Annotated in this window: 18 protein-coding genes and 1 other annotated feature; of the genes, 16 read left to right on the top strand and 2 right to left on the bottom strand. The window is 44.5% G+C overall.

What is annotated here, in order from left to right:
• Positions 1-152 precede the first annotated feature (152 nt).
• From iolG to FD04_RS09075, 3 genes are all read left to right on the top strand, one after another.
• A complete protein-coding gene (iolG, locus tag FD04_RS09085; protein ID WP_054700244.1) occupies positions 153-1175 on the top strand; it encodes an inositol 2-dehydrogenase in 1023 nt (340 codons plus the stop codon).
• 163 nt (positions 1176-1338) lie between these two features.
• Entirely contained in the window at positions 1339-2307 is a 969-nt protein-coding gene (locus tag FD04_RS09080; RefSeq protein WP_056948401.1) for an AEC family transporter, read from the top strand.
• 225 nt (positions 2308-2532) lie between these two features.
• Complete coding sequence (locus FD04_RS09075) at positions 2533-3165, top strand: hypothetical protein (protein ID WP_056948398.1); 633 nt, start codon at positions 2533-2535, stop codon at positions 3163-3165.
• A 59-nt stretch (positions 3166-3224) separates the two neighbouring features.
• Here the strand turns inward: FD04_RS09075 and FD04_RS09070 are convergent, their stop codons facing one another.
• Positions 3225-3944 (bottom strand): SDR family NAD(P)-dependent oxidoreductase, encoded by a 720-nt coding sequence (locus FD04_RS09070; protein ID WP_054700252.1) that lies wholly within the window; start codon positions 3942-3944, stop codon positions 3225-3227.
• A gap of 239 nt (positions 3945-4183) precedes the next feature.
• On the opposite strand from FD04_RS09070, the gene FD04_RS09065 reads away from it, so the two are divergent.
• Positions 4184-4681 carry a GNAT family N-acetyltransferase gene (locus FD04_RS09065; protein ID WP_054700254.1) on the top strand — a complete coding sequence of 166 codons (498 nt, stop codon included), beginning with the start codon at positions 4184-4186 and terminating at the stop codon, positions 4679-4681.
• 68 nt (positions 4682-4749) lie between these two features.
• Here FD04_RS09065 and FD04_RS09060 read toward each other — a convergent pair whose 3' ends face one another.
• Complete coding sequence (locus FD04_RS09060; RefSeq protein ID WP_054700256.1) at positions 4750-5484, bottom strand: SDR family oxidoreductase; 735 nt, start codon at positions 5482-5484, stop codon at positions 4750-4752.
• A gap of 683 nt (positions 5485-6167) precedes the next feature.
• Between FD04_RS09060 and FD04_RS09055 the strand changes: the two genes are divergently transcribed.
• The 12 genes from FD04_RS09055 to FD04_RS09000 all read left to right on the top strand — a co-directional run bounded on the left by FD04_RS09055 (position 6168) and on the right by FD04_RS09000 (position 18196).
• Positions 6168-7076: a PLP-dependent cysteine synthase family protein gene (locus FD04_RS09055; RefSeq protein WP_054700258.1), complete on the top strand. Its 909-nt coding sequence runs from the start codon at positions 6168-6170 to the stop codon at positions 7074-7076.
• A 271-nt stretch (positions 7077-7347) separates the two neighbouring features.
• On the top strand, positions 7348-8535 hold the full coding sequence (locus FD04_RS09050) for a trans-sulfuration enzyme family protein (RefSeq protein ID WP_054700260.1): 1188 nt from the start codon (positions 7348-7350) through the stop codon (positions 8533-8535).
• Positions 8501-9094: a serine O-acetyltransferase EpsC gene (gene epsC, locus FD04_RS09045; protein WP_054700262.1), complete on the top strand. Its 594-nt coding sequence runs from the start codon at positions 8501-8503 to the stop codon at positions 9092-9094. Before FD04_RS09050 ends, epsC begins: the two co-directional genes overlap by 35 nt.
• A gap of 178 nt (positions 9095-9272) precedes the next feature.
• Positions 9273-9520: a binding site (T-box leader), on the top strand.
• A gap of 99 nt (positions 9521-9619) precedes the next feature.
• Positions 9620-10618 (top strand): D-2-hydroxyacid dehydrogenase, encoded by a 999-nt coding sequence (locus FD04_RS09040; RefSeq protein ID WP_056948396.1) that lies wholly within the window; start codon positions 9620-9622, stop codon positions 10616-10618.
• Positions 10619-10642: 24 nt separating this feature from the next.
• A complete protein-coding gene (locus FD04_RS09035) occupies positions 10643-11443 on the top strand; it encodes a transporter substrate-binding domain-containing protein (protein ID WP_056948394.1) in 801 nt (266 codons plus the stop codon).
• A gap of 14 nt (positions 11444-11457) precedes the next feature.
• Positions 11458-12177, top strand: coding sequence for an amino acid ABC transporter permease (locus FD04_RS09030; protein WP_054700270.1), 720 nt, complete (start codon positions 11458-11460; stop codon positions 12175-12177).
• A complete protein-coding gene (locus FD04_RS09025) occupies positions 12137-12991 on the top strand; it encodes an amino acid ABC transporter ATP-binding protein (RefSeq protein WP_082603196.1) in 855 nt (284 codons plus the stop codon). Before FD04_RS09030 ends, FD04_RS09025 begins: the two co-directional genes overlap by 41 nt.
• Before the next feature lie 123 nt (positions 12992-13114).
• Positions 13115-14266 carry an amidohydrolase gene (locus FD04_RS09020; protein WP_056948393.1) on the top strand — a complete coding sequence of 384 codons (1152 nt, stop codon included), beginning with the start codon at positions 13115-13117 and terminating at the stop codon, positions 14264-14266.
• Between the two features lie 47 nt (positions 14267-14313).
• Positions 14314-15339, top strand: coding sequence for an ABC transporter substrate-binding protein (locus tag FD04_RS09015; protein ID WP_056948391.1), 1026 nt, complete (start codon positions 14314-14316; stop codon positions 15337-15339).
• Positions 15340-15375: 36 nt separating this feature from the next.
• Positions 15376-16449, top strand: a complete 1074-nt coding sequence (locus FD04_RS09010) for an Ldh family oxidoreductase (protein ID WP_054700272.1) — start codon at positions 15376-15378, stop codon at positions 16447-16449.
• A gap of 16 nt (positions 16450-16465) precedes the next feature.
• Positions 16466-17761 (top strand): O-acetylhomoserine aminocarboxypropyltransferase/cysteine synthase family protein, encoded by a 1296-nt coding sequence (locus FD04_RS09005; protein ID WP_056948389.1) that lies wholly within the window; start codon positions 16466-16468, stop codon positions 17759-17761.
• A gap of 18 nt (positions 17762-17779) precedes the next feature.
• Complete coding sequence (locus FD04_RS09000; protein WP_235805681.1) at positions 17780-18196, top strand: GNAT family N-acetyltransferase; 417 nt, start codon at positions 17780-17782, stop codon at positions 18194-18196.
• The last annotated feature ends 790 nt before the right edge of the window (positions 18197-18986 follow it).

The raw sequence follows: 18986 nt of genomic DNA, 5'->3' as shown, positions 1-18986 counted from the left end.
GATAGTTAATAAGCTTGTCTACTACAGTATTTATATACAAGTAAGCGCTTAAACTAACATTGACTTTCACATATGCTTGTGAAATAATTATATTTGTACAGAACGATAAATTTTTATCTAAAAATATCTATTTTATTATAGGAGATGCAGTCATGACACGTAAATTAAAAGTAGGGTTAATCGGTGTTGGTCGTCAAGGACACAACCATTATGAGAATTTATTAACCATGCCTGATGTAGATTTACAGTATATTTGCGATTTAAAGGTTGATGATGAATGGAAAAAAGAATATGCAAATGTGCCCCATGTGGTGAAAGACTATCATGAAGTATTAGATGATCCAGAAATCGAAGCCGTTTTAATTGTTACATCAACTGATACACACGCTGGAATAGTTCTCGATGCTGCAAAGGCTCATAAACATATTTTCTGCGAAAAACCATTTAGCTTGACGACACCTGAATCAGAGGTTCGCGAAATTTTAAAAATTGTTGATGCTAATCACCTCAAATTACAAATGGGCTTTAATCGACGAATGGATCCCCAATTTCGTGATATTTATGAACGGGTACGTAAGGGCGTAATTGGGTCACCTCAAATTGTTAAAACAACCTCACGAGATCCGTTCGTACTGGATAAAGAGCTAATTAAACGTGTCGGGACTTTACCGTTTGATTTCACCATTCATGATCTTGATATGGTTCGGTACATGATGGGATCGAATATTACTGAAATTTACGCTAAAGGCGGGACGTTAATTGATCCAACACTTAAAGAGATTGATGACGTCGATACGATTGCACTTGTTCTTGAGTTCGAAAATGGTAGTTTCGGGCTGATTGATAACTCACGGCAAGCCGTTTATGGTTATGATGAACGAGTTGAAGTTTTCGGCTCCGAAGGAATGTTGAAGGCGGAAAACGTTTCAAATTCGACGGTGGAGCTTTATACGGATAAACAAGAAGAAAAGAAGAACCCGTTACCAATCTTCATGTCTCGTTATCATGAAGCATACCTAAATGAAATCCATAGTTTCGTTGGAGCTGTGATTGAGGATAAACCGGTTGTTGCAAATGGGGTCGATGCAATTATGGCTCAACGGGCTGCAATCGCTGTAGATCAATCAATCAAACTTGGCAAGCCAATTAAGGTCGATCCAACATTTGAATTATAAATAGATTTGTTTGTAACAGTAAAAGTAGGCACGGATAAATTTAATGATATTGAAAAGTGTAAACAATCCCGAATGCTTAAACCGCATCGGGATTGTTTGCTTATTTGGGTAGGTTTATACCCTTCTTTTACTGTTACCTCTGTTTAAAAAGGGGGGCTTAACTATGCTCACAGTGTTTTTAGTATCATTAAATAGTGTTCTGATTATTCTGACAATTATTTTAGTTGGGTTTTTATTAAAAAAAACCCAACTAGTCAGTGATGCTTTCTCGAGTGATGTTTCAAATTTACTAATTGATGTTGCACTTCCTGTCTCAATACTCTTGTCTACCCAACGGTATATTAATCGAAATAATTTTGTGCTATTAGCAATTGGGACTTTGCTAATAATGATTGCCATATTAATTTGTTTTGGAGTGTCAATTATGCTTAGTCGAATGCTTCATTTACCACAGAGTACGCGAAGTATTTTTGTTAATGGTTTCGTTAATTCAAACACACTGTTTGTGGGACTTCCGCTAAACTTGGCACTCTTTGGTAACCAGAGTCTGCCATATTTCTTATGTTATTTCATCGCAAATACCATTGCAACATGGGGAATTGGCGTGAAATTCATTTATCGAGATACACCTGAAAATTTGAAACCTGAACCAACTGCATCGAAGATAAAACGTTTTTTGAATTTACTTACACCACCAATGTGGGGATTTGTAGTCGGTTTGATATTCTTTGTTATTAATCTTCAGGTACGAGGCTTTTTGCAACAATCCTTCGTTTATCTTTCGAATCTAGTGACGCCACTTGCGTTAATCTTTTTGGGGTTGCAACTTGCCAGAACAAAACTTACAGATTTGAAACTAACAAAGATTGATGTAGTGGCTCAAGTTGGTAAATTTGTGGTTTCGCCACTGGTAATGTTTTTAGTTATTGTGGTGGCACAACATTATAATATTGTATCGATGAACTCGATGTTCGTTAAAACATTGATTGTTCAGGCAGCAACACCAATGTTAACGGCGCTACCAGTACTGGCCGAGCAAGCACATCTCGATGTCGTTTTTCCAACTCGAATTTTGACCGAAAGTATCCTAATATTTCCGTTTGCGGTTATTGTCATTATGATGTTAGTTTAGCCTTGAAAAATATAAACAATTTGTCAGTAATGAAGAATGACTGGTACTTTTTTAGACAAATTAAAGGCAAAAGACGGTGTCCCTAAAATGTGAGGACACCGTCTTTTGTCGGATATGTAAAAACTTACAATATCAATGAACTTTTGACAGGCTTTCTAAGAACGCTATGCTGAACGTAGAAAGAAAAACGATCTACGAACAACATACCAACGTTGGAATGCAACAATGGTAAAAATATGGCGAAGTGTGCTAAAGAACCGATTCAGTGTAATTTACATCATTGTCCTATTAATTGGCATCACATACTTGAGTTTACCAGGGATCTTTCAAAGCAATGAGTTTGCCAATGGTCTATTTAATATCGATCCTGTTGAAGTGATCGGACTGGCTGTAATTGCGTGGTTGGTGACAACACTGGCCTGGACATTTTTACTGATTGTGAGGTCGCTGTTGCATCGACCCGCAATGGCATTGCCACGACTTCAACAACTTAGATGGCCGCTCATACTGACAATCATCGTTCTAGGCATCAGTGGGTTTAATTTCTATAACAATGAGGTTCGATCACAAAATTCAGGCATGCATCAATTAGACACGCTCCTTCGAGGACAAGATGATAAGCAATTGCGCGAAATCACACGCGGTGATTCAAAATGTCTGTCTGAGTTAAAGCGTGGTCGCGACGTTGAAGTGGTTGATCGTTTAGCGGCTAAAAGTAGTCAGGTGAGTTTCTTGAGTACGTTATATTTACAAAATCGACGGCAAACCAGTGTTGTTCTTACACTACAGGCGCATCGCTTTGGCCCCTTTGAGCTGCTGGTTAATTATCGGTTAAACCGTGTGACAATGGCCGATTAGTCTAAAAAATGACCAGTACGATGCTGATAGTACTGGCCATTTAAGCTAAGATAGATTCATTAAATTGCTGTATAACCACCATCAACACTGACTACTGCGCCCGTCATGAATGATGCTTCGTCGCTTGCTAAAAAGGCAATGACGTTGGCAATTTCTTCGGGCTCACCCAGTCGACCAATTGGCATCTTGCTGATCATGGCATCTGTGGTTTCTTTAGGCAAGGTTTTAAGTAGTGGCGTATTAACGTAACCTGGAGCGACCGCATTTAAACGGATGCCCTTGGAGGCGTAGGTGATGGCTTGTGACTTGGTGTAGTTTGAAACACCCGCTTTGGCAGCTGAGTAAGCCTGTGACTTTGGCCCACCAACGATGCCTAAAATTGAGCTCATGTTAATCACACTACCACCAGATGGCTGTTTTTCCATCTGTTGAACAACATACTTGTTGGTGAGGACGACACCAGTTAAATCAATGCTGATTACTTTGGTCCAATTATCCTCATCTAGCTCTGAAACGGCGGCCTTCTTTTCGGCGACACCCGCGTTGGCGACCAGAATGTCAATGTGACTATATTTATCGGTGACGACATCGACCAGATGTTTTAGCGAAATTGGATCAGTGACGTCCGTTTCAACGAAGTCAACGTTGGAATCAGTTGGTGCGTTAACATCAGCGGAAATAGCGACGCCGCCACGCGCGATGATTCCCTGTGCGGTTGCTAAACCAATACCAGAGGAACCACCTGTGACGATAGCGACTTTATTAGTTAATTGAATCATGTAATTTCCTCCTAACTTTGCAAGGCTGACTGATAAGTGCTCTTAATGATTATTGTAGTCTTGAAAGATAAATCAAATAAGTCTGAATATTTTGTAAGCGTTCGACGGGTTTCATTACGTAAGTACCTGCATTATGATTAACCACAAAGCGATGGTTTCATGTTCAAAATCCAGCATGGCTTATGTTTCTGGCCAATTTGTGAGATAGTGATAAAAACTAAACAGAGAGGGCGATAAACGTGACAATCAAATTAATCAGAGCAACACCAACAACTGATTTTGACGCCATTCGAGAAGTTTACTACCAAAGTTGGCAGGCGACTTATGCAGATCAGCTGCCGGCAACGTATTTAGCCCAATTAAATCGGCAGCAGTGGCATCCCGAAACACGCTGGCAAACGACTTGGTTAGCAGTTACTGCTAACGGCGAGATTGTTGGTGTCTGCAGTTATGGGGCTGCAAGAAATTCAGATTACACTGGTTGGGGTGAAGTGTATTCGATTTACCTATTGCCACAATATCAACGGCAACGAATTGGTGAACGATTGATGAAAGCTGCAATGAAGGACCTGGCCACGCAATATGAACATTATTATTTGGCGGTGTTGGAGACAAACGTGGACGCCCAGCACTTTTATGAACAATTGGGATTCAAGCGGAGCAAGCACCGTTATCAACAAGCCATTCCTGATGGTGTTCTAACTACAATGACGTATGAAAAAAGTAAATCACAGTAAAACTTCCAAATTGGTATAGGAAGTTTTACTGTGATTTTTTAAATCCGGTCATTAAATTTGGTGATCAATTAAAGCTGTTGTGAAATCGGGCGTAGTAAAATTTCGTTAATGCCGACGCTTTCGGGTTGGTCGATTGCATAGGCTACGGCATTAGCGATATCCTCTGGTGCGATACCGATACCCTTTTCCGCTTTTTCGGTTTTAGCCCGTTGTTCAGCGCCACTAATGCTGGTGTATAGCTCAGTATTAACCACACCTGGTGAAATCATGGTCGTCTTGATGTGGTTGTCCACTTGTTCCTGACGAAGGCCATCCATGATGGCTTGTACCGCGTACTTCGTGCTGGCATAAACGGCAGTCCCAGGGTGAACTAGGTGTCCAGCGACTGAATCAGTCGTAATAATGTGGCCCTGTTGTTGTTTGATCATGATTGGCAGGGCAGCAGCGATACCGTAGAGAACACCCTTAACGTTAGTATCGATCATATTTTCCCATTCGTCGACCTTTAATTCAGCAAGCTCTGAAATTGGCATGACACCAGCGTTATTGTATAAAACGTCAACACGTCCAAAGGTGTCATTTGCCAGGTTAACAAGGCTGGCAACGCTTTGCTTATCCTTCACATCAGTGGTCTGGTACACAACTTGTCCAGCCGGAAAGGCATCTGCAATTGCCTTAAGTCGATCTGAACGACGAGCGCCTAACGCTAATTTAGCACCCTCACTGGCTAATTTGTGGGCGGTTGCCTGACCAATACCGCTGGAAGCACCGGTAATGACGACGACTTTGTTTTTGATTGTCATAAAATATCCCCCTCATGACTTTATTTAATGCTCATTTTAGCACATTATTCAAAAAGTGAGCTGTTTTAGCATTGTAAGTATAGTTTGATTTTGAAAATAAATTGGAATTGGTATAGTTGATTTTGCCCATGGCATCGAAGATCAAACTAGTGAAGGTCCACTGATTCAAATCAGCAACGCATCAAGTGACCCAATTAAAAAATAAATTAATCACAAGCAAAGCCAGTCGTAGCCAGCTTTCATTGGACTACTTTGAATACCGCAGTGATAAAAATGATTTGACAAGTAATTTCGTAGAAGGTATATTAGCCACAACCAAACAAGAGGAGGCAACAACATGACAACCCATTCAATCAATGCCAAGTTACAAAACACTTGTTGTCGGACATCGCGTGTACTACGATGTTCGGCCTGTTAAGCATTGACTTTTGAAGGGTAATTGTTGACCTTAAAGTCTCTGTTCCAGGTGGAACGGAGAGTGGGGCACGCGAATTCTGTGAAGAATTCCGTGCCCCTTTTTTGTTAGAAAAAATGAGTTGAAGACTACGTTTTGCGTATACCAGATGAGTTGAGTAAGTCTGGTGAAAAGTATGCAGACCAAGTGACTTAGCTCATTTCACAGCGACCCCCAACAATTATCCCGACCAACCAAAGCTAACAGCAGCGAGGAAAGGAAAATCAAGATGATTATTAAGTCAGTTCAGGAACTTATCGGTCACACCCCGTTGATCGACTTACAAATCGAAGTTCCAAATCAGTCGCATATCTATGCTAAGTTGGAAATGTTTAATCCAGGCGGTAGCATCAAGGATCGTTTGGGACAATATTTAATTCAAGATGGTATTGAGCGCGGCAAAATCAATGAAACAACAACCATCATTGAACCAACTGCCGGCAATACGGGTATCGGTGTTGCGTTAGCAGCGCAGCAACATCATTTACCGACTATTTTGGTGGTGCCGGAGAAGTTCAGTTATGAGAAGCAGACATTGATGAAAGCGTTGGGGGCAACTTTAATTAACACGCCATCAGCGGATGGTATCAAGGGTGCCATCAAAAAGGCGCGAGAACTTGAACAACAAATCACTAATAGTTATGTACCAATGCAATTTGAAAACCCGGCGAATCCGGCGACGTATTACCATACGTTAGCACCTGAGCTGACGGCTGATTTGCAGCAACCAATTGATGCTTTTGTTGCCGGTGCCGGTTCGGGTGGCACCTTTGCGGGAATCGCTAAGTATTTGAAAGAACAACGGCCACAAACGCAAGCAATCGTGGTCGAACCAGAAGGCTCCATTTTAAATGGTGGCCCGGCACACGCCCACAAGACGGAGGGCATCGGCGTCGAATTCATCCCACCGTTTTTCGAGGATGTGCAGATTGATCAAACCCTCACGATTGCAGATAAGGACGCCTTCGAACAAGTGAAATTAATGGCGGCACAACAGGGCCTCTTCATCGGTAGCTCATCGGGTGCAGCCTTAGCAGCAAGTCTAAAAGTGGCTGAACAATTACCAGCCAATAGCACCATCGTAACGGTATTCCCGGACAGCTCAGAGCGATATATGAGTGAGAATATTTATGACTAAGGTGCGGAACCACGCGGTTAGATAGCGGAGTGTAAGGCCAGACCGGCATAAATCCCGGTTTTGGATTTGTGCCGGTCTGGCCTTACATGCAGCTATCTGCGTGGAGAAGCCCAATTCGACACGGTAAAAGTAACGAACGCATAAATCCCGGTTTTGGATTTGTGCCGGTCAGGCCTTACATGCAGCTATCTGCGTGGAGAAGCCCAATTCGGCAAAATAAAATGACAAATTTCCCAATCAAAAAATTTAAATATAAAGGCAGGTAACGCTCATGAAATTTGAAACGAAATTGATCCACGGTGGTATCAGTGAAGATCCATACACAGGCGCAACGTCAATGCCAATCTACATGGCCTCAACTTTCCACCAAAAGAAAATTGGTGAATCAAAGTATGAATATTCTCGCTCAGGTAACCCCACTCGAGAGGCAGTTGAAGCCTTAATCGCTGACTTAGAGGGTGGCACTCGCGGCTTCGCGTTTGCGTCAGGTTCGGCAGCCATTGATACGGTCTTCTCAATGTTCAGCGCTGGTGACCACTTCATTGTTGGTGACGATGTCTACGGTGGGACGTTCCGGTTGATCGATACAGTGTTGAAGCGGTTTGGCATGACGTTTAGTGTCGTGGATACCCGTGATTTAAAAGCGGTCGAGGCAGCAATTACCCCAGCTACCAAAGCCATTTACCTCGAAACGCCAACGAATCCGTTGTTACGTGTGACGGATATTGAGGCCGTCGCTAACGTTGCCCGTGATCATAACTTACTCAGTATCATCGACAACACGTTCAGTTCGCCATACGTTCAGCGACCACTCGAACAAGGCGTTGATATTGTCTTACATTCGGCATCTAAATACTTGGGTGGCCACTCCGATGTGATTGGTGGTGTGATCGTTACCAAGGATGATAAGTTGGGCGAAAAGATTGGCTACCTCCAAAACGCAATTGGTGGCATTTTGGCCCCTCAAGAAAGCTGGCTATTGCAACGTGGTATGAAGACGCTTGCCGTGCGGATGCAAGCACATTTGGCCAATGCACAGACGGTCTTCAACTACCTTTCTGATCAACCATCTGTCGCCAAAATTTATTATCCAGGTGATCCAAATAATCCAGATTATGAAGTCGCTAAAAAGCAGATGCATCACGGCTTTGGTGCAATGATTTCGTTTGAATTACAACCGGGGTTAGATCCAAAGGCGTTTGTTGAAAATCTGCAGATGATCACCTTGGCTGAAAGTCTCGGCGCACTGGAATCATTGATTGAAATTCCGGCACTGATGACGCACGGCGCAATTCCACGCGATATTCGCTTGAAAAATGGCATCAAGGACGAGTTGATCCGCCTGTCAGTTGGGGTTGAAGACAGCAAGGACTTATTGGCCGACTTAGATCGCGGCTTTATGGCCGTTCAAGGGAGCGACAAACATGTTACAGACAGCACGGGCCATCCTCAAGCGTGATCCTGCTGCCCATAGTTTGCTGGCGGTCGTTTTGACCTATCCAGGATTCCGCGCGCTGTTTTGGCATCGACTTGCACACGCGTTAGACCAGCGGCACCACTATTTAGTGGCTGGTTTAATTAGTCAGCATGCTGCTAAAGTGACCGGAATCAGCATCGCGCCAGCAGCACAAATCGGACAACGGGTTTTTATCGATCATGGCATTGGTGTCGTGATTGGTGCCACAGCAGTTATTGAAGATGATGTCACGTTATTGCACGGCGTGACACTGGGTGCACGTCATAACGTTACGAAAACTGGCCGTCGCCATCCTATCGTGAAACGGGGCGCTTTTATTGGGGCGAATGCCCAAATTCTCGGCACGGTGACCATTGGTGAGGGCGCCAAGGTTGGGGCCGGGGCTGTTGTATTACAGGATGTTTCGGCGGGTGATACGGCAGTGGGTAATCCAGCTCGGATGATTCATCACCCGACTAAGGTGATGACCTTGCCAATCAATCAGCCTGATCAACTCGAAAAGCAACGTGAGCCGATCAAACTGAGGACGAATCGGGAATAATCAGAACCAGCGCTCAACCGGTCTGATGATTAAAGCCACCCGTTTCATATCAACGTTAATGCGAATTGTGCATTCTTCAAAAACATGAGTAAGTTTTAATAAAATACAAATTATTTTTTAATTTAGTATTGACACTCACTCATTTCTGCTTAATAATTATGACAACTTAATCGAACAACTAAACGTTGAGATGAGTAAACTGCAGTTTTCGCTCAGAGAGTCGCTGCTTGGTGAAAAGCGATCGAAGATAACAGTTGAAGATGGTCTCAATCAAGTCGTATCGCTGAGCCTAGGGGTTAGGTGATATCGGGTCCGCCCGTTACAGTGGTAGGTTATAGCACTTGTGCTGTAGCTGAAGTGTCATGGCAATTGTTTTTAGGCAGTTGACATGGAATAAAGGTGGTACCGCGTGCAAACGTCCTTTTTCGTTCAAGTGATTGAATGAGAAAGGACGTTTTTGTTTACCACAGATTAAGTTGGTAACGCAGAACCGTTGAATAAATTTTGGTAGGGGAGCAGTTAGACATGACAAAAATTATTGCTTACAACGTACGTGAAGATGAACAACCGTTCGTCGAACAGTGGTCAAAGGAACATGGTGTTCAAGTCGACAGCGTCAGTCAAGAGTTGCACGATGACACAGTTGACTTGGCCAAAGGATATGACGGCGTTGATTTTAAGCAACGGACTATCATTACGCAGACGCCGAACTTCTATAAACGGCTGCATGATTATGGCATCACACAGCTTTCCGCGCGTTCAGCTGGTATCGATACGGTCAACCTGCAATGGGCTAAGGATAATGGCCTGCGGGTCACGAACGTGCCGTCATATTCACCTGAAGCGGTTGCCGAACTGGCGTTAACACAAGCATTGCAGCTAATTCGTCACATTCCTCAATTCAACGACCGGTTGAGTCGAAATGATTACGTGGTCTTAGGACTACGATCAAGAGAATTAACGGAACTGACAGTTGGGATTATCGGTGTTGGTCGGATTGGCGGAACACTTGCTCGAATCTTCCATGCGTTAGGGGCCACAGTGATCGGCAATGATTTACGCGGACCACGTGAAGATCTAAGGGGCGTCTTGACCTACGTTAGCAAGGAAGAGTTGCTCAAACGAGCTGACGTTGTTTCCGTTCACGTTTGGGGTAGTACTGAGAACCGACATTTGATTGGGCAAGCTGAATTTGCACAATTAAAGCCAACCGCCTTCTTCATTAATGATTCACGTGGGCCGGTGGTTGATACGCAAGCGTTGATTGATGCTTTGAATGCTAAACAGCTGGCCGGGGCCGCGCTTGATGTGGTTGAGGATGAAACCAAAATTTTCAATCAACGGTTTGAGGGCCAAACGCCGGTGGATCATTACAACCAGCTCAAACAGTTTACAAACGTATTGTTAACACCGCACATCGCATTCTTTACTGATCATGCTGTTAAAAACATGGTCATGCAGTCTTTAGATGATACCTTAGCCATTATTACGGGTGGTCACAGTGACCATGAATTTAAACTGTAGAGAAAAATTAGGGAGAGAATTGATATGAAAAAACATCGTTATGGATTATGGGCAGTTATTATTATCGTTATTTTAGTGATTGGTGGGGCATTTTGGTTTACTAGCAGTAAAAAATCGGCTAAATCAACAACTAAGCCAACCATCAAAATTGCGACGGCGGGAACGATTTTCCCCAATGCCTTCCAGCAAAATCACAAGTTAACCGGTTATGACGTTGATGTCGCTAAGGCGGTTGCCAAGGCTGAAGGTTACAAGACTAAGTTTACCGTAACTGATTTTGACGGTATCTTTGGTCAAGTTGATTCTGGGCGGGTAGACACAGTTGCCAACGATATCGGCGCAACACCAGAACGGAAGCAAAAATACATCTTCTCAACGCCATACAACAATGAAACAACCAACATTGCAGCTAAGAAGGGAACCAGTTACAAGAACTTGAAGGACTTTGAAGGCAAGACGGTGGCCACCAGTGGTGCCGGTAACAACTTCATCACTTCACTTCAAAAGTATGATTCAAAGATCAAGATCAAAGTTTACGAAACGCGTGATCAAGCCACTCAAGCGCTGATTACCGGTCGTGTTGATGGCTTACTTTATTCACGTTCGACGTTGAGTGCCATCATCAAGAAGCAAAACTTAAACTGGCACGTGGTTAACGGTAATGCCGGTCAGGCGCTTGTTGCTTACCCATTCAAGAATGATGCCAATGGCAAGAAGCTTCGTAAGGTGTTTAACAAAGGCTTAGCTAAGATCAAGAAGAACGGTACGTTAAACAAGATTTCAAACAAGTACTTCGGTTACGACATCACAAACGAGATTAAATAAGGAGGTTTGGAGCGATGACGTTTAGTTGGTCCTACTTCATTGGCTTATTTCCACAATTGATTAAATACATTCCGTTAACACTGATCATGGCGGTCGTGGCGATGCTGATCTCAGTGGTCCTTGGTGGCTTGCTGACACTGGTTCAACTATACGCAGCGCGTCCCTTCCAACTGTTGGTCAAGTTATACGTGTCATTTTTCAGAGGCATTCCAACGTTGGTCTTACTGTTTATTGTCTACTATGGATTACCGGAAATTTCACCGGTGTTTAAGGGTGTTTCTGCACTTACAGCAGCGATTGCAGGACTTGGCGTTAAAGAATCAGCTTATCTGATTGAAATTTTCAGAGCTGGGATTGCGTCGGTCGATCAGGGGCAAATTGAGGCGGGTGAAGCTTTAAACTTTAGTTTCGTTCGGATTTTCACCAGTATCGTGCTACCACAGGCTGCTTTGAATGCCTTACCCGCAACTGGTAATACGTTTGTTTCCCTATTAAAGGAAACGTCACTGGCCTTCGCGTTGGGAGTTACTGAAATCTTTGCGGATGGTAAATTACTGGCCAGTGCCTCGTTAAGATTCTTTGAGGTTTACGTTGCAGTTGGCCTAATTTATTGGGTCATGATCATCATCTATACTTGGCTACAAAAACGTGTTGAAGAACGATTGAGTCGACCTTATAGGAGGGTAGTTGCTGATGCCATTAATTCAAGTGAACAATCTAGCAGTGCAGTTTAGCAAACGAAAAGTTTTAAAAAACATCAATCTGACCGTTGAAGAAGGTAGTGTGACCGCAATCGTTGGCCCGAGTGGTTCTGGGAAGACCACGTTGTTACGAACGTTAAACTTGCTTCAGACACCTTCCGAAGGTTCCGTTGAAGTTGCTGGGGTCCAGGTGGAAGCCAATAAGTTAAATAAGGCAGTCACCCGTCAGATCAGAGCCCAATCAACCATGGTTTTTCAACAGTTTAACCTGTTTAAAAACTTAACTGCGCTCGAAAACGTCATGTCACCCTTAATTTACAACAAAGTGGCCACTTTCGATGAGGCGAAGGCACAAGCATTGAAAGTGTTGCGCGACTTTGACCTTGAAAAAATTGCTGACCAGTACCCAGTTACTTTGTCTGGTGGCCAGCAACAGCGGGTTTCAATCGCTCGGGCAATCGTTTCAAAGCCCAAGGTTGTATTGTTTGATGAACCAACATCAGCCCTTGACCCGGAAATGGTTTCAGGTGTGCTCAACGCGATTGCTAAGCTTGCAAAACAGCACATTACGATGGTGATTGTGACCCATGAAATTGAATTTGCACGTCAAATTGCCGACCAAGCGATTTTCGTTGAAGATGGCGAGATCCTCGCCCAAGGACCAGCAAACGAAATTTTATCGTCAACTGGCTCTGGTCGAATTGCCGACTTCGTGAACTCCTTGGAAAATCGCGGTCAACCTGAGACGGCTAACGTGGTTGAAGGGCATACGCCAACTAACCAGCACCGTTTCAAAGTGATCAGTAATCGGCAGTCAGTTGCGACCGGAATCCAAGCCAATCAATAATCGAGATTGGTCAACAGTATTGAAAGTTTAAATTGAGATTTAGTTCAGTTACCCAGAGCGGTTGTCGTCCCCGGGATGCGACCGCTTTTCGTTTACCAAAAATTCGGGTTAGGAGGCATTAAAATGGTCATTTCCGCATCATTAATTGAAGAAATTACGGCGTTACGCCACCAATTTCATCAGCAACCAGAATTATCAAATCATGAAGTCAAGACCACGGCGCGAATCACCAAAATTTTGCAGGATTGGGGGATCACCGTTAAACAAACGGCCCTTAACACTGGTGTGGTTGCCGAAATTCAAGGTGGCCATCCGGGTAAAGAAATTACGCTACGAGCTGATATTGACGCATTACCGGTTACAGAAGCAACGGGACTCCCATGGGCTTCTCAAAACACTGGCGTCATGCACGCTTGCGGGCACGACATTCACTTTTGCAGTCTCTTAGGAGCAGCCTTCCTGCTACAACAGGATCGAGCCAACTTGAGCGGCACGATTCAACTTTTATTCCAGCCCGCTGAAGAGCAAGATCATGGTGCTGAACAAGTGCTAGACGCCCATGTATTGGACAATACAGTTGCGATGGCAGGATTTCATAACAACCCTAACTTACCAGTTGGTACGATCGGTTTAAAGGCCGGTAGTTTGATGGCTGGCTGTTATCATTTTGATATTACCTTACACGGTGCTGGGTCACATGGTGCTGCGCCAGAAAAGGGTCGCGACCCCATTGTAGCTCAGGCGGCCATTGTGTCGCAGCTTCAAACGGTGGTGAGTCGTAATGTATCACCACTGGATGCTGCAGTGGTGAGTGTTACGCAGGTGCATGGTGGCGAAACGTGGAATGTTCTACCAGAAACGGTTACTTTGGGCGGTACGGTGCGGACCTTTACGGATGAGGCAACCGTCTTGGTGAAGCAACGAATGACTAAACTGGTTAAACAAATTGCGGCCGCTTTTGATCAAACCGCTGATTTTGAATGGGCAATCGGTGCCTATCCAATTCAAAATGATGCCCAATTGGTTGAAGCAATTCGACCGTTAGTGTCAGCTAACGCAACGGTCGTGACGCCGACCGTTTCGATGGCCGGTGAAGATTTTGCGACTTTCCAACAGCAAATTCCAGGTGTATTCGCCTTTATTGGGTCAAATGGTGCGCCTGACGCTGCAGATTGGCACGACCCGCATTTTATCGGGTTAGATGAAACTTTACCCGTTGGCATTCAGTACTTCGTTGATGCAGCACACGGGTTAAGTACTTTCGCTGCTAAGTAATCACTTTAACAAATTTTATGGGAATTATTTTAAGGGAGATGTTGTGAATGAAACGTTGGCAATTAACATTGGGACTCTTAGCAACACTATTAGTGACAGTTGGTCTGGCTGGGTGTGGTAACGGTAAGCAGGCTGCTACGAAGACTTATAAGTATGGCTCGATTACCATTCCAGCTAAAAACGGGACGATCTGTGGGGCCCCGAATTACATCGCATATGAAAAAGGTTTCTTCAAGAAAAACGGTCTCAAGGCCAAACTAGTTGCTAAACCAACGAACATTACTGATCTGGAAGCTGGTTTTACCAGTGGTAAGTACGATGCCTTAAACGGTGATTTTCAGTATTTGCCAGCCATTCAAAACGGTGCTCAAATTCAAGCGGCTGGCGGGATTCACCAAGGCTGTATCAGTGTTTTGGTTCCCAAAAATTCACCGATTAAATCTGTGAAGGATCTAAAGGGTAAAACCATTGCAACGCCGGGGGAAGGCTCAACACCACAGTACGTTGCAAGTATCGCGTTACAGCACGCGGGCATTAACCCTAAAACCGGTGTGACGTGGAAGACGTACGATTTTGATTTGTTAACCAAGGCCGCACAGAAGGGGCAAGTGGACGCAATTGGAACGGTTGATCCGTATGCCTATCAAGCGGTTAAAGAAGACCACTTCAGAACCATTGTGGACAACAATAACAGCAACAACAGTCAAAAAATGGCCGATATGGGCATGAAAAAGAGTGGCTCTTGCTGCTACTTATACCTCTCAAACAAGTTAACGAAGCAGAATAAATCTAAGGCCGATGCCATTGTTAAATCCTACGCTGAAGCTGCGAAATGGATCAATGAACACCCGAAGGAAACGGCACATATTTTACTCAGTAAAAAGTACGTTGCTAAGTCAAAATTTGTCAACGAAACGACCGTTACTTCTTTGATCAAGCAGTATCACTTTGGGTTAAAGAAGAGTTCCGGTAAGGCTGACGTGGCTTACTATGCCAAGGAATTGAAACAAGCGGGTTATTTGAAGAAGGATACTAACGTCAAACAATTAGTGCAACAGGCTTACTACAAATAAACTGATTGGGTTTTATAAACGTAAGGAAGTGACATCGTGTCAAAACGTTACCAGGTATCAGTACTAACGCAACTACTGACCCAAATTTTTGAGCGACTAGGTGTCGCACCCGATGAGAGTCAACAACTCACGACCAGTTTAATTGACGCCGACTTACGTGGTATCAGGTCTCACGGTGTTCAGCGAACTGGGATGTACGTGAAAAAGTTACGGTCAGGACAAATCAAACCCGACCAATCACTGGAAGTTGTGCGCAATGAGGGGGCAGTTGCCGTCATTGACGGACACTTTGGCGTCGGCCAACACGTCGCCATAACTGCCATGAAATTGGCGATTGAAAAAGCGCAGGCTACTGGTGTTGGCATCGTTAGCGTTCGACAATCAAACCACTTTGGTGCAGCTGGCTATTACGCGCGACTTGCAAGTGCGGTTGGTATGATTGGTGTTGCCATGACCAATACAAATCCGCTTACGGTGCCAACTCATGGTCACGATGCATTTCTAGGTAGTAACCCAATTGCGGTGGCTGTGCCGGCAACACCGCATGATTTTATCTTTGATGCTGCCATGTCGACGGTTTCGTTAGGTAAATTTGAGATGCTAAAGCAGTTAGACCGACCGATACCAGGTACCTGGGCGTTAGATGAGCACGGTGAAGTGACTCATGATGCGGGCCGGCTTTTACAGAATATGAACCAACCGCAGCGAGATGGCGGCGTTTTGCCAATTGGGGGTGTTGGTGAAACGGATGCTGGCTATAAGGGGTATGGTCTAGCGTTGATTGTTGAGCTACTGACTGCGGGGTTAGCACAGGGACCGTTTTCTGCAGACCTTGGTCGCGGGCAAGTCGTTGGGATCAGTCATTTCTTTATGGCAATTGATCCAGCCTGGTTTGGGGATGCCACGGCCATTAAACAGCGGGTATCAGAACTGTTACTGCGGTTACGACAATTACCCGTAAACGGCGTCTCACAGGTTAGCGTCGCCGGTGATCATGAATGGGCAGCTGTTGACGTTAATCGCCAACGCGGTATTGTGTTAGAACCAGCTACCGTGGCGATGCTAAAACGGGTTACGGATAGCTTAAACATTAAGATGGATTTAGTTTAAAGAAAGCGTGAGATGAGTGACTGAAGAAGATTTTGATACAAAACGATTACATGCGGGTTATCGGCCAGAAGACCACCAATATGCGTCATCGGTGCCAATTTATGAATCAGCAGCTTTCGGTTTTGGCACGGAGGCACGAGCAGAGGGCATCATTGGCGGCACCATATCAGGGTATAGTTATACACGAAACGGTAATCCGACGACTAAGGTATTGGAGGACAGGATTGCGGCCCTGGAAGGCGGGGTCGACGCCGTGGCGGTCGGTTCTGGGATGGCTGCCATTACTTATACGATATTAAACGTCGCTGAGGGCGGTGGCCGGATACTAGCACCGACTAATATCTATGGTGCTAGTCTGGATGAATTTCGAACGTTATTTCCAAAGTTCAATATCAACTTTGATTTTTACGATGACGTGAATGATTTGGAGACCGTTAAGGCGGCTATTAAACCAGATACCAAGGCAATTTACGTTGAAAGTGTGGCCAATCCCAGCACTGAAGTGACCGACATTGAGGCACTTGCTGAAATTGCCCATGCTCACCAGATCCCCCTCATTGTTGACAATACCTTCCCAACACCATACCTATTACGGCCATTTGAATTTGGCGCGGACATTGTGGTGTACTCTTCAACCAAAGGCATCAATGGTCATGGCAACGTTATTTCTGGGCTAGTTGTCGATCATGGTCAATTCGATTGGACAAATGGTAAGTTTCCGCAATTTACGGAGCCAGAGTTTACGCTGGGTGATGAAGCCACTGGTCAACAGGCCAGCTTTGTTGAAAAATTTGGTGCGAGTGCGTTTGCAGCTCGAATTCAAGTTAAGTACGTGCGCTTGTTTGGTGGGCTACTGAGCCCCTTTGACGCCTACCTTGTGTTACTGGGCTTAGAAACGATTTCGGAGCGGTTAACCAAGGAAGTTGCCAATGCGACTGCGGTGGCGAAGTATTTAAGTCAAAACCCACACGTGAAACGGGTTTATTATTCAGGCATTGAGTCAGCCAATCCGTTGGTGACGAAGTACTTACCAAAGGGCATTGGCGCTATCTTGGCCTTTGAACTAGATGGCACCGCTGAACAGGTTGCGACGTTGTTGGATCACGTTAAGGTATTCAGTTACCTACCCAACGTTGGGGACGCCAAGTCGCTCATTGTGAACCCAACTAAAACCACGCACCGTGAAATTCCAGCGGCTATTCGAGCTAAACACGCGTTAAATGACCGCGTCATCCGGCTGTCGCTTGGCTTGGAGAGTGCGACAGATTTAATTCATGATTTGGAACAAGCGATTAATCAGGCATTTCATTAGAATAAAGGAGTGAGACAGTTGGAAATTCGGTTGATGAAACCAGACGACTATGAGGCCGCGTATGCGCTGTGGTCGCAGACACCAGGGATGAACCTAAAGTCGCTTAATAACAGCTACGACGGCATCAAAGCGATTATTGATCATAACCCAACAACTTGTTTTGTTGCAGAGGATGCAGGTCAGTTGGTTGGAACTCTGCTAGGCGGCACTGACGGCCGTAAAGGTTATTTTTATCACATGGCCATTGCTGAAGCTCATCGTGGTCAACATATTGGTAGTCAGTTGGTTCAAGCCGTTTTAAAGGGCTTCAAGGACCAAAACATTGTTAAAATTGGGTTATTTACAACTAACGATAACCCTGACGGTCGTGCATTTTGGGAGCATGTCGGCTTTAAAGTTCGACCAGACATTACTTATTTAGACTTAGATCTATAACAATGAGACACCTCACAAGTAACTATTGTGAGGTGTCTTTTAAATAGATAAGGATTCAGATTTTTGCTCGATGCCGCCTTCGGCCGCTCAGTCCTTTTCGCCTAGTGGCTGTGGGACCGGCTGCAGCCGCTACGCGTCTTCCGCCTCGGTTATGAGCCTAAAGACCAGTCTCATAACCGTCCAGTGGGCAGTAAGCGCTAAAGCGCCAACTGCCACTTGTCACTACCACCAGGCGAAAAAGACTGAGCGACACTACGGCTGATATGGTGGGAGATGAGCTTCAATAAGAAAAGGTTGTCCGGTTTCTGTTTGATTAGAAATCATATACGATTTCTTTATAAGCTAGTTCGAATTGTGCAAACCGGGTTAATTATCTTCTATCTAGTGGCTAAATGTTCAGTATGACCTAATGGTGAATTCTAAATCTAACGCATATTAGGGATATCAACGAGAGTACTCAATGTCGTTGCAGTTTTTCACAGTCTCATTGTTGCAGATTACACAAATGTAACGAGAACGGAGGGCTAGCGGGCTTTTTCGGTTGCAGTGACAAGTATCATTTAACGCTTTAGCGTTTAGTGGTACTGGACGTTTCTGAGACTCACGGGTTTGGTGAGGCTCAGAAGCGAAGCGTAAGACACGAATCTTTCGTGGCTGAAGCTGATCCCACAGCAACCGAAAAAGCCCGCTAGCACGTAGTGGTAGTGACCTTGCTTAGCTATTGACGGGCATCATCAAACCTATAACAAGTAATCAAAAAGCCCTGACAAAAAATGCCAGGGCTTTTTGA

The organism is Secundilactobacillus odoratitofui DSM 19909 = JCM 15043 (genome assembly GCF_001434895.1).
GTDB lineage: Bacteria > Bacillota > Bacilli > Lactobacillales > Lactobacillaceae > Secundilactobacillus > Secundilactobacillus odoratitofui.
The sequence above is the reverse complement of the archived record's forward strand: the minus strand, read 5'-3'. Positions and strand labels throughout refer to the sequence as shown.